The 11,782-nt window shown below is 48.8% G+C and carries 14 protein-coding genes; 4 read left to right on the forward strand and 10 right to left on the reverse strand.

Annotation, left to right across the window (positions count from 1 at the left end):
* Positions 1–30: 30 nt before the first annotated feature.
* On the forward strand, positions 31–1,122 hold the full coding sequence (ychF, locus tag A8707_RS09440) for a redox-regulated ATPase YchF (protein ID WP_068816565.1): 1,092 nt from the start codon (positions 31–33) through the stop codon (positions 1,120–1,122).
* A 76-nt stretch (positions 1,123–1,198) separates the two neighbouring features.
* Here the strand turns inward: ychF and A8707_RS28010 are convergent, their stop codons facing one another.
* From A8707_RS28010 to A8707_RS09455, 4 genes are all read right to left on the reverse strand, one after another.
* Positions 1,199–1,342 (reverse strand): hypothetical protein, encoded by a 144-nt coding sequence (locus tag A8707_RS28010; protein WP_156518467.1) that lies wholly within the window; start codon positions 1,340–1,342, stop codon positions 1,199–1,201.
* Between the two features lie 157 nt (positions 1,343–1,499).
* Positions 1,500–1,859, reverse strand: a complete 360-nt coding sequence (locus A8707_RS09445; RefSeq protein ID WP_068816566.1) for a pentapeptide repeat-containing protein — start codon at positions 1,857–1,859, stop codon at positions 1,500–1,502.
* A gap of 100 nt (positions 1,860–1,959) precedes the next feature.
* Positions 1,960–2,277: an RNA recognition motif domain-containing protein gene (locus A8707_RS09450; RefSeq protein WP_068816567.1), complete on the reverse strand. Its 318-nt coding sequence runs from the start codon at positions 2,275–2,277 to the stop codon at positions 1,960–1,962.
* Between the two features lie 245 nt (positions 2,278–2,522).
* Complete coding sequence (locus tag A8707_RS09455; RefSeq protein WP_068816568.1) at positions 2,523–2,813, reverse strand: YkvA family protein; 291 nt, start codon at positions 2,811–2,813, stop codon at positions 2,523–2,525.
* A gap of 110 nt (positions 2,814–2,923) precedes the next feature.
* Here A8707_RS09455 and A8707_RS09460 point away from each other — a divergent pair, with 110 nt between their 5' ends.
* Both A8707_RS09460 and A8707_RS09465 read left to right on the forward strand, forming a co-directional pair.
* Positions 2,924–4,111: an anion transporter gene (locus tag A8707_RS09460; protein WP_068816569.1), complete on the forward strand. Its 1,188-nt coding sequence runs from the start codon at positions 2,924–2,926 to the stop codon at positions 4,109–4,111.
* A 96-nt stretch (positions 4,112–4,207) separates the two neighbouring features.
* Positions 4,208–5,077 carry a 6-carboxytetrahydropterin synthase gene (locus A8707_RS09465; RefSeq protein ID WP_068816570.1) on the forward strand — a complete coding sequence of 290 codons (870 nt, stop codon included), beginning with the start codon at positions 4,208–4,210 and terminating at the stop codon, positions 5,075–5,077.
* Positions 5,078–5,295: 218 nt separating this feature from the next.
* Here the strand turns inward: A8707_RS09465 and A8707_RS09470 are convergent, their stop codons facing one another.
* Positions 5,296–6,213: a class I SAM-dependent methyltransferase gene (locus A8707_RS09470; protein WP_068816571.1), complete on the reverse strand. Its 918-nt coding sequence runs from the start codon at positions 6,211–6,213 to the stop codon at positions 5,296–5,298.
* 208 nt (positions 6,214–6,421) lie between these two features.
* On the opposite strand from A8707_RS09470, the gene lexA reads away from it, so the two are divergent.
* Positions 6,422–7,045 carry a transcriptional repressor LexA gene (lexA, locus tag A8707_RS09475; protein ID WP_331711695.1) on the forward strand — a complete coding sequence of 208 codons (624 nt, stop codon included), beginning with the start codon at positions 6,422–6,424 and terminating at the stop codon, positions 7,043–7,045.
* A 60-nt stretch (positions 7,046–7,105) separates the two neighbouring features.
* Here lexA and A8707_RS09480 read toward each other — a convergent pair whose 3' ends face one another.
* The 5 genes from A8707_RS09480 to A8707_RS09500 form a co-directional block, all read right to left on the reverse strand.
* On the reverse strand, positions 7,106–8,281 hold the full coding sequence (locus tag A8707_RS09480) for an alpha/beta fold hydrolase (RefSeq protein WP_068816572.1): 1,176 nt from the start codon (positions 8,279–8,281) through the stop codon (positions 7,106–7,108).
* Positions 8,282–8,293: 12 nt separating this feature from the next.
* Positions 8,294–8,866, reverse strand: a complete 573-nt coding sequence (locus tag A8707_RS09485) for a DUF924 family protein (protein ID WP_068816573.1) — start codon at positions 8,864–8,866, stop codon at positions 8,294–8,296.
* Between the two features lie 151 nt (positions 8,867–9,017).
* Positions 9,018–9,503: an allophycocyanin subunit alpha-B gene (locus tag A8707_RS09490; protein ID WP_068816574.1), complete on the reverse strand. Its 486-nt coding sequence runs from the start codon at positions 9,501–9,503 to the stop codon at positions 9,018–9,020.
* Between the two features lie 171 nt (positions 9,504–9,674).
* Complete coding sequence (gene fumC, locus A8707_RS09495; protein ID WP_231947997.1) at positions 9,675–11,084, reverse strand: class II fumarate hydratase; 1,410 nt, start codon at positions 11,082–11,084, stop codon at positions 9,675–9,677.
* A 67-nt stretch (positions 11,085–11,151) separates the two neighbouring features.
* Entirely contained in the window at positions 11,152–11,727 is a 576-nt protein-coding gene (locus A8707_RS09500) for a Uma2 family endonuclease (protein ID WP_068816621.1), read from the reverse strand.
* Positions 11,728–11,782: the final 55 nt, after the last annotated feature.

An 11,782-nucleotide genomic window follows, 5' to 3' on the forward strand; every position in this document is an offset into this window, starting at 1 on the left:
CCGTTTTCTCGCTTACCTTCATAACTCAATATGCTAACAGCCGGGATTGTTGGACTTCCCAACGTTGGAAAATCGACTTTATTTAATGCGCTTGTTGCTAATGCCAAGGCAACTGCCGCCAACTTTCCCTTTTGCACGATCGAGCCAAATGTCGGCATCGTCTCAGTGCCCGATGAGCGTCTCAAGGCGTTAGCCACGATTTCTAGCTCGATCGATATTTTGCCTGCCCGCGTAGAGTTTGTCGATATTGCTGGCTTGGTCAAAGGTGCCAGCAAAGGTGAAGGGTTGGGCAACCAATTCTTAGCCAACATTCGCGAAGTGGATGCGATCGTCCATGTCGTGCGCTGTTTTGAAGATGACGATATCATTCACGTCTCTGGGGCGGTCGATCCCGTCAGCGACATTGAGGTGATTAACTTAGAACTGATCCTTGCAGATTTGGGACAGATTGAAAAACGCGTCGATCGTGCCCGCAAACAGTCTCGCACCAGCAAAGAAGCGCAAGTCGAAGTGACTGCTCTAGAAAAACTCATCCCGGTGCTAAACGCGGGTCAGCCTGCTCGTCAAGTCACGCTCACCGAAGAAGAAGAACTCTTGCTCAAACCGTTAGGGCTGCTCACCCGCAAGCCGATTATCTTTGCCGCTAACGTAGCAGAAGATGACTTGGCAACTGGAAACGCCTTTGTCGAACAAGTGCGAAACCTGGCAGAGCAGGAAAAAGCTCAAGTCGTGGTCGTCTCAGCCCAAGTCGAAGCCGAATTAGTCGAGCTGAGTGAGGACGATCGGTTAGATTTTCTTGCCTCTCTCGGCGTTGAAGAAGGCGGCTTAAAATCTCTGATTCGCGCTACCTATGAGCTTTTGGGGCTGCGAACCTACTTCACGACTGGACCGAAAGAAACCCGTGCCTGGACAATCCACGCTGGAATGACGGCTCCTCAAGCGGCAGGGGTCATCCATACTGATTTTGAGCGGGGGTTCATTCGCGCTGAGACTGTGGCTTATAAAGATCTAACCACCACTGGATCGATGGGCGCTGCCAAGGAGAAAGGCTTAGTTCGCAGTGAAGGAAAGGAATATGTCGTTCAGGAAGGCGATGTAATGCTGTTCCGATTCAACGTTTAGTTTATAAAACGCAAAGGGACGCTCTAATGAGAACGTCCCTACAAATCGTTGTTGAATATTTAACTCGACAATCTGCTTAAACTGGTGATGGCAGATATTGAGATGATCGCCCTAAGAACTTCCAAAAGCCCATTGCGATCGTCTGATTAAAGTCTAAATCTCGAACATCAGGTTGATGATGAGCAAACGCTTCCAGACTCTCATACACCAAGCTTGCCACTACGATAGCTGTCTCAGACGCTTGCAGCGTTGGGTGAAAGTTGGCTCTACAGGGTCATCTGAGATTATCACTAAGCATAGCTAGCGCACTGCAAGCCTCTCAATACTGTAGTGTGAGAAAAGCTTTTGTGACTGACCCCAGCCAAGGCTTATAGCCCCTAAACCGAATCTGGGACGGTCGGCGTTTGACGAACCATATTTGCGGCTTCGGCGGCGATCGTCGTTCTGACACGAGCCTGACCAATCTCTGCATCTGCCAAGCTGGTCTGGCTTAAGTCAGCGTTAAGCAAATTTGCTTTGGTCAGATTGGTTTGGGTTAAGACCGCTCCTGTCAAAATCGCGTCGCTCAAGTTGGCATGGCTTAAATTAGTTCTGGTCAGATTTGCCTTTGTTAAGTTAGCACCGCTGAGATTAACGCCGCTGAGATTGATGTTTCTCAGATTAGCTGCCATCAGATTAAGATTTCTAAAGTCTCTCTGCCCTGCCGCATATCGGCTCAAGAACTCTTTCGTATTCATGTTTTTTGAGGAATGTAGGACGGCAGATTTTGATGTTCTAACAAAAAGGGCAGACTATCTCGTCTGCCCTCAAGAGTTAAGAGCGAACGGCTCTTGTCAATTAATAACGGCGTGAACCGCGATTTTGATTTGACCAACCGCCGCCGCCGCCACCGCCACCTGACGAACCTCTTTCTTCACGGGGCTTTGCTTTATTGACTTTGAGGTCACGACCCATCCATTCAGCACCGTCTAATGCTTCGATCGCAGCGGTTTCTTCTGCATCGGTTCCCATTTCGACAAAGGCAAATCCGCGTAACCGACCTGTTTCCCGATCTGTTGGCAACTGAACGCGCTTAACGCTGCCATACTCTGCAAATGTCTGTGTTAAGTCATCCTGAGTGACTTCATAAGACAGGTTGCCTACGTAAATCGACATAAAATATCTCCAGAATCAGAAGTTGTAGCGAGTTAGATTCGGAGAAACGCTTGTGAGAACGAATTACACAGCCGAAAATAATCTTTGCTGAACTAAGCCTAACACACGACTCAGATACGCTCTCGTCAATAGAACGTTCTGTAACATTTGAATGAGTCTAAATTTTCGCTTGATCGTACATTAAAAAGTGGCTCATAATCAGACGTTCTGCTAATCACAAACCACTTTCAAATTGACTGTTCAGGTTACCTAACTGACGTTGCATTCACATCCACCGTCTCAGCCGATGCCACCGTTGTATCTGCCGCTACATTTTTGTTTTTCTGAGCTTTGACTCGATCGAGCAACATTCCAGATAATTCGGCAACCAGCAGGGTGACAACGATGCCATCATCAATCTGTCCGATCAGAGGAATGAAGTCGGGTAACAGGTCGATCGGGCTGATCAGATAAAGCAGCGTGCCGACAATAATGACCCAGCGATATTTTGAGTTGCGGATGAGGTTGCGATACCAGTCGTAAAATGGAACTTTCATAGGTGTTTCCTTAGCCTTCAGGTTTAATTGTGTTTGATTATGCCCTAGATGTCTGGTGTGGAAAACTATCAAGAGAAGTGAGGCAGACCGTATGGAGAGAAGGCTAAGGGATGATTTTCTTAAAGTATGTGACGATCGCTCTCACTTATTTTGGGTTGGCGTTGGGCTATCTGCCAGGGTTGCGGATGAATCGAGCCACGATTGCTCTGGTCGGTTCTGCCTTTGTGATTGCTTTGGGGGTTTTGAGTCTTAAAGATGCTTGGGATGCGATCGATCCCACAACGATCGTGTTTCTATTCAGCATGATGATTGTCAACGCAAGTCTTTCTTATTCGGGATTTTTTCGAGTTGCGTTGATGGGGCTGTTGAGCGTTACGCAGAGTCCGTTTGGGTTACTGGTGATGTTGACGTTTGGCAGTGGAATTCTGTCGGCGATTTTTTTGAATGACACGATCGCCCTGATCTTGACACCTCTGATCCTCAACTTGTCAAAGACTCTCCGCCTCAATCCGATCCCCTATTTGCTGGCAATGGCGGGCGCGACCAATATCGGGTCGGTCGCCACGTTGAGCGGCAATCCACAAAATATTCTCATTGGGTCATTTTCAGGAATTGGGTATCTGGAATTTGCTAGGGTATTGGCTCCGATCGCGCTGATCGGTTTGATGATTCAAATCGCGTTGTTGTGGGTGTTGTATCCAGCCGTGAGATCAACACTTCCTCAAGAGCGATTTACTTTACCGGACAATCGAATTTATAGACCGTTGTTTGTGAAGACGATCGTGATCACGACAGGATTGCTGATTGCGTTTGTAGTCGGATTACCCCTCGCTGAATCGGCTCTTATGGCAGCAAGTCTGCTGCTGATTACTCGACGCATTAAACCCAATCGTCTCTTGCGAGAAGTCGATTGGAACTTGCTGCTGATGTTTTCAGGGTTGTTTATTCTCACGAAAGCCACGCAGCAGTTAAACTTGTTGGAGCCGTTTACAAGAGCGATCGGGTCTTCTGCGGGTCTTCTCAGCGTCACGGCAATTCTTTCTAACCTCGTTTCAAACGTCCCTGCGGTGCTGCTGCTTCAGCCTTTGATTGCTCACGACGACACTCAATCCTGGCTGCTCTTATCTGCCGGATCGACCCTTGCCGGAAATCTAACCATTTTTGGATCAGTTGCTAATCTGATCACCGTTGAAGCTGCCGCTAAACTGGGATACCGATTATCGTTCTTTGAACATTTGCGCTTTGGCTTGCCTGTGACAGGGATGACCTTAGCGATCGCTTATTTCTGGCTTGGCTAAAAACTCAGCGACTCTGAAATCTTTGATTCAATTCGGTATCCTAAAGAAAGTGTAAGTTTATGAAACTTAATACCTACAATCTTCCCTGACCAATTTATGAAATGCATCATCGATCGCCGTGCTCAATTCTCGGCTAGTCATCGCTATTGGCTGCCCCAACTGAGCGAAGCCGAAAACGTTGAGCGGTTTGGTGCCTGCGCTCGCCCGATGGGGCACGGACACAACTATGTTCTCTATGTCTCGATGTTGGGTGACTTAGACGAATATGGCATGGTGCTTAACTTGTCGGATGTCAAGCACGTCATCAAAAAAGAAGTCACTAGCCAGCTTGATTTTTCGTTTCTCAACGAGGCGTGGGCAGACTTTCAGCAGGCTCTTCCCACGACCGAGAATATCGCACGGGTGATTTGGCAACGCCTCGAATCTCATCTGCCGATCGTCAACATTCGCCTCTATGAACACCCCGAACTCTGGGCTGATTACCAAGGAAATTCTATGGAAGCTTTTCTCACCGTCAGTACACATTTCAGCGCGGCTCATCGTCTGGCTCGCCCTGACCTCAGCTTTGAGAAGAACTGCGAGATTTATGGCAAGTGTGCCCGTCCGAATGGTCATGGTCACAACTATCATCTAGAAGTGACGATTAAAGGTGAAATCGATCCCCAAACGGGAATGTTAGCGGATTTAGTAGCATTTGAGACAGCGATAGAGGATCGTGTCGTTGAACCATTCGATCACACTTTTTTGAACAAAGATATTCCCTATTTTGAAAAAGTCGTGCCCACGGCTGAAAACATTGCGGTTCACATCCGAGATCTGCTGGAAAATCCCATTCGTGACATTGGCGCACAGCTTTATAAAGTCAAACTGATCGAAAGTCCCAACAATTCCTGTGAGGTTTACGGGGCGGGTGTGTCAGATGCGATCGCGATGATGATGCGCGAACCGAAAATGGCGATCGTTTAAAATCATCAAAAATTATGTGGCGCGACGTGCAAAGACTGCCCTCATCCCAACCCTTCTCCCCAGGGAGAAGGGCTTTCGGACAGTTCCCGGTGGAGAAGGGCTTTGGGAAAGTTCCGGTTCCCTCTCCCGCAGGAGAGGGCTAGGGTGAGGGCAGTCTTTGCCGACGTTTTAGGAAAGTCGCGCACTGGTTGTGCACGGCGGATATTTTATCTGCCCTGTTATTTCGCTTGAGCGACGATCGTGCGGTGACGTGGAGTGTTACCCACTAGAGTCGGCTGAGTGAACCCTGCTTGAACGATCGCCCCTTCTAAATCGAACGAAAAGTAATCATCCATATACGGCTCAGTGCTTTTGAGCAGCGTCAAAATGTAGGGCGGCATCTTGGCATAAATTTCGGATTTAGGATTCATATCCATGATTGCCAGATGTCCGCCGGGACGCAGTAATCGCTTTGCCTCCTGCAAAATCTCGATCGCTGCCCCTCTCGGCAACTCGTGAAACATCAAACACGCCGACACTAAATCAAATGAGGCAGACGGCAAACCTGTCGATTCAGCAGCGGCGTGAACCCAAGTCGGCGAGTTTTGGTCTGAGTGTTGGGTTTGGTAGTCGGCAACCGCCAAAAAATAGGGCGACAAATCGGCTCCGGTAATCTTGGCGTTGGGAAACGTCTTTTGTAGCGCAAAGGTGCTCATGCCAACGCTACAGCCCAAGTCCACAATATCATCCGGGGCTGTAAGCAGTTGAGCTTTCAACACGTCATGATAGCTTTGTCGGAGTCGAGAATCGCCTGCTGCTCCCGCATCTTTCCAAATTCGGGCATGAACGGCGTGAGCGGCAACTTCGACTTCAGCAGCAGGCTCCCAGCCGAGATTTCCTTCGTTGTAGGCGTGGAAGGGACGCAGATAATAATCGGGATAGACTAAATCAGGATTGTTGACCCGATTAAATTCGATCGTCCAATCTCGCGATCGCAGCTTTTCTGCATCCTGAAGCCAGTTCACGCCGATCGATTCTGCCCGCTTAATCATCATTTGACGCGCTTGATATTTCGCCAAATTAAAGAGCGGTTTAATGGCGAGAATGCCATTCACAACGCGAGAGGCGAGACGAGGAGTGGTTTCAACAGCAGTCATAAGTCACCGATCTAGAACAGCGTTTTATCAACACACTTATTATTGCAAACGAACTGCACTGAGAACGATCGCAATCTTTTTTTGAGCACAAGACAAATGTTAGAATTAATGATACAAGTGTTCTTGAAAATATTTTGCTTAAATCACTGGACGATTGTACTAATACGTGATACAAATGTTCTAAAAGTTCTGTAATTTGTACTATATTATGCTGGAATCACTCACTGAAGCCCAACGGCAACTCTACGACTGGTTAGCTGAATACATTCATCAACATCAGCATTCTCCCTCGATTCGACAGATGATGGCAGCGATGAATCTCAAGTCGCCAGCCCCCGTCCAGAGCCGACTAGAGCATCTGCGAAACAAAGGCTACATCTCTTGGACAGAAGGACAGGCTCGCACGATTCGGCTCCTGCACCCAGAACCCAAAGGAGTGCCGATTTTGGGCGCGATCGCGGCAACGAGTCTGGTTGAAAACTTTTCTGACACCGAAGTCGAGCATCTCGATCTCTCTAGCCTGTTACTCAAACCCCAGCACTTTGCCTTAAAAGTGCGAGGACACAGCATGATTGATGCGCTGATTGACGATGGCGATGTTGTGATTATGCAGCCCGTGCCCGACCCGAAGATTTTGAAGAACAACGCGATCGTCGCGGCGCGAGTCGAAGGCAAAACAACCCTCAAATATTTCCAGCGAAAAGGCAGCAAGGTGATTCTGCAACCCGGCAACCCCAATCGAGAACTTTACCCTGTCACCGAAGTTCCGGCGGCTCAAGTAGATGTTCAAGGCGTGCTGGTGGGCGTTTGGCGAGGATACGGGACGTTGTAGAAGATTGAATCTAGTAGAGGCGTTCCATAGAGTCTCTACTAGATTCAGAAATCTGTAGTCTTAAACAGACGGAACGATCGGAAGATCTGCATCTTGCTCTAGGCTTTTGAGGTTAACCGCGCTTGCTCTGCCTGTCGTCAAGAAGCGAAACGTCTCTTGATAGAGGCTTTGCCAAAAGCGGTTACTCATGTTCTGGCTTACTTCAGTCGGGTCAATCATCGGGTGAGGCACGAGATCTTGTGCTTCATAAAGGTAGAAGGCGTTGCCGTGATCATCGCCGCCGATCTGCTGATAGAAATCTTTATTGGTTTGGATATCTGCCGCATCTTCGTTTTCAGTCAGCACTAAAAATGTAGGCACCTCTTTCAGCACCTGGATACTTTTCTCGCTTAAAACGACGCTGCTGCCAAAGCGATCGACGGCAGTCAACGCCCCGACGGGAAACCGCAGATTGGCATCCCAACCTGACTCGCTGATGTCGAGCGGACCTGCCAAATTCACATATTGTCTGCGCTCTTCGCCATAGATTTTGAGCAACGGAGCATACGCCACCACTCGCTGGACTCGATCGGGTCGAGCCGATGCCAATGCGACCGCGACCGCGCCACCGACTGACAGTCCCACGGTGTAGAGGTCACCGGGCATCGCATCCAATTCGGTTAATCGCGATTCAGCGTCTGTGAGATAGCGATCGTGAGATGAAATGAAGTACTTGTCAAAGTCAGGATCGTCAGCCGTCTCTAGAGATTTTACGATGTCTGGCAATCGTGGTTCAAGCGTCATTAGACGGGCGATCAGCGCCATTTGCTGCAATCGATTGGGTCGAGAAAAGCTATTCGGATTTTCTGCCAAATTCTTAAAGTAGTTGCTTAAAATCGGGTCTTCCTGGACTCTTTTCTTAAGCGGCTCTGCATATTGCGGCTTGAGATCAACCTGACACCAGTTTTTAGCCGGATTGATCAGGGTGTGCCCTGCGATCGAAGGCTGATAAACGTTAAACCCATTGCGAAACAGATAATCCGCAAGTCTCCACATCTGATGGGGCTTGGCGCTAAAGCCGTGAAAGAGCATCACCGTGCCCTGAATTGCTTCTCCTGGCTCGTGAAACAGATAATAGGGATATGCCCCCACCCGGCGATCGGGGTTGGCATCTACAGTCTGAATATAGATGTCGATCGCCTGCCGAGTCTGAGCAATCTGGTCGGCGGTTGGGGTAATCGAGAGTGATCTATTCATCGGTTTTAGGGGTTAAAAAGATGAGCCTGGCTGAGTGAGAAATTCGGCTTCTTCGGGCGTGGAGGTGCGTCCGAGAATCTGATTGCGATGGGGGAAGCGTCCGAACCGCTGGACGATGGCTTGATGTCTCAGGGCAAAATCGTAGGTGTCACACAAATCGGCATCGTCGCTGAAATGGTGAAAGAGAGTCACCGCCTGATGTTGATGCTCTAAGTTTTCGCTGTGCTCTAAGGGAAAGTAGAGAAACTGGCGCTGAACGGTCAGCAGTTGCTGATCGAATCTCTGAGCAATGGCGTGTTGTGCCACAGAAAGCGCTTTGGGATCGGTGGCGAACGATCGCGGCTGACCCCGAAACAGATTCCTTGGAAACTGATCGAGTAGAAGGGCAAGCCCCAAACAGCCTTGAGGTGAGTCCATCCACCGATCGAGGTGATCGGCAGCGGCTTGCTCATAGTCAGGTTGGAACTGCCGCACCGTTTCGTCAAACGCCGGATCTTTGGTAAACCAAGCCTTGCGGGGCTTCAACCGTGAGATATCCTGCACGTCACCAAACCAGAAGGTTAGAATTTTGTCGAGTTGAGTCATCACAGCTTAGAAATCAATCTGGACTTCTCTATTTTCGGAAATTTATCAATAAAAAGTTTCCCCACCATCGAGCAAGTTCTGACCGTTTGAGAGCCAGAAACTCCCCTCGATCGTGGGGAAGTCAATACTATTCAGGATTTGAGGTCGATGTCTAAGACATCCCTTGAACGAGGTAGTCAAAGTAGGGAGCGACTTCTGCCCCGTCTTCAGTGCTTAACAGCGCGAGAGAGGCATCTTTGAGGCAGCGCATCGCTTCTGCCATGCCCGGAACAGGCACGCCCAAAGCGTTATACATTTCTCTTGCACCGATCAGACCGATTTTTTCGATCGGGTCTTTATCACCCGCCAATACCCCATAGGTGACTAGGCGGAGATACCAGCCATAGTCGCGCAGACAGAGGGCGCGTTCGCGGTTGCCGTAGGCGTTGCCGCCGGGGGCGATAAAGTCAGGGCGCTTTTTCCAAAGGTTCTTGCTGGCTTGCTCTACGATCTTTTTCTCATTGGCTGAGAGAGCTTCGACGATGCGGGTTCGCTGCGCTCCGGTTTGAAAAAATTCTTTTATGCCTTTCAACTCGCCGCTCGTAGGATAACGGAGTTCGTCGTCGGCTTGTAGGATGACTTGGCTAACTACGCTCATAATGATTGATTATTGCGGTATCTCAGAATTCATTTCTTAGTGTACCGAGTTTTGGTGCCGGAAAGGAAGAGGAATCTCTCATTAGTCTTGACAAAACGTAATGTTCGACTTGGAGGCGCGGTGAAGACAGCTGAACCGTGTCAGGGTCAAATTAAAAAATAACTCAGAGGTTCAAGATGGGCTGATCATTTGTTCGGGTCGCACGATCGAGTCAAATTCTTCGCCCGTAAAATAGCCCAATTCGACGCAAGCTGCTCTTAGAGTCGTGTTGTCTTGATAGGCTTTTTTGGCAACTTGAGCCGAGGCATCGTAGCCAATTTTTGGATTCAGCGCCGTCACTAACATTAATGAGTTATTGAGAAAATAGTCAATGCGATCGCGATTGGGTTGAATCCCAACGACCATGTGATCGGTAAACGAACTACACGCATCCGATAATAACCGAATAGAATGTAAAAGATTGTGAATCATAACGGGTTTGAAGACGTTGAGTTCAAAATTGCCTTGACTTCCGGCAAATCCGATCGTGGCATCATTCCCCATCACCTGCACACACACCATCGTCATCGCTTCACACTGGGTTGGGTTAACCTTTCCCGGCATAATTGACGACCCTGGCTCGTTAGCAGGCAAAATTAATTCTCCCAATCCACAGCGCGGACCGGAACCCATCCAGCGCAGATCATTAGCGATTTTCATCAAGCTACACGCTAGCGCTTTGAGTGCGCCACTGGTTGACACGATCGCGTCATGGGCTGCCAATGCTGCAAATTTATTGGGCGCACTGATAAACGGAAGTCCGGTTAGTTGAGCAATTTCTGCCGCCGATCGCTCTGCGAATTCAGGGTGAGTGTTGAGACCTGTGCCGACGGCGGTTCCCCCGATCGCTAACTCATATAATTCGGGCAGGGTCGCCTGGATGCGCTGTAAGCTCCGATCGAGTTGGGCGACATAGCCAGAGAATTCTTGACCTAACGTGAGCGGAACGGCATCCATCAAGTGAGTTCGACCAATTTTAATGATGTCTTCAAACTCATTTGATTTGATAGATAACGCATCTCGCAATGTCTTCACAGTCGGAATCAGACGCTGATGGATTACTTCTGAAGCTGCAATGTGCATCGCCGTTGGGAACGTATCATTAGACGACTGCGACATATTGACGTGATCATTGGGATGAACGGGAGTTTTACTACCTAACACGCCGTTTTCAAGCTCGATCGCGCGATTAGAAATCACCTCATTGGCATTCATATTTGTTTGAGTGCCGCTCCCTGTCTGCCACACACTTAACGGAAAATGATCGTCTAACCGTCCAGCAATCACTTCGTCAGCCGCCCGGACAATCAGTTGGGCTGTGTCATCTGGCAGTTTGCCCAAGGTTTGATTGACGGTCGCGGCGGCTCGTTTGAGAATGCCAAATGCTCGAATTAATTCTCTGGGCATCGTGTCATGCCCGATCGCAAAATAAATCAGCGATCGCTGCGTCTGTGCGCCCCAATAGCGATCGGTTTGAACGGCGATCGTGCCCATACTATCTGTCTCAGTCCGAGTTTCGCCAGCCATCAATTCGTCTCTCATTCTTCATTTCTCATCCTACTGCCTTGTCCAATCCCGTTGCAGTATGAGAATAAAAACACAAATAGCTTTAAGGTTCAACATTCTCATAAAGGTCTGCCAGCGCAATCTCAACCCCAACCGTCGCCAGCGAAACCTTTGCCTCCAAACCGTTGTACTCCGTAAATAGCCATTGATTTGCACGTTGTTTCACATACTGCTCCAAATGCGGCTGGTACTGATCGATCAATAGATACTCCTGAAACGTCGCGATCGTCCGATATGCCGCAAACTTCTCATCTCGATCGTAAGCTTTAGTTGAATCAGACAGCACTTCCACAATCAAAATCGGGTTTGTAACCGTATCTTTCCGTCCTGGCTGTAGCTCGACAGGTTTTGGCACAATCATGGCATCCGGGTAAGTATAAATATTGCGCTCAGGAATCCAGAGTCGCTGATCCGCGATGAAAACGCTGTAGGCTTTCCCCCTAAGTGCAAACCATAACAGCCCGTTAAGAGCAACAGCAATCTGATTGTGATCAGGAGTTCCACCAGGCATGAGTGCAATTTCTCCGTTGCGGTATTCATTGCGAGTTTCTGATTCAACCTCCAGAGTCAGATATTCGTCAGGGGTATAGGTTTTAGTGGGCAAGGATATGATCGTCATGGTTAATCTCTCTTGATTTAGAATTAGTTGACTTAGAACCAAACACTCAACTAAT

Origin of the sequence: Phormidesmis priestleyi BC1401, from assembly GCF_001650195.1 — a bacterium.
Taxonomy (GTDB): domain Bacteria; phylum Cyanobacteriota; class Cyanobacteriia; order Leptolyngbyales; family Leptolyngbyaceae; genus Phormidesmis_A; species Phormidesmis_A priestleyi_B.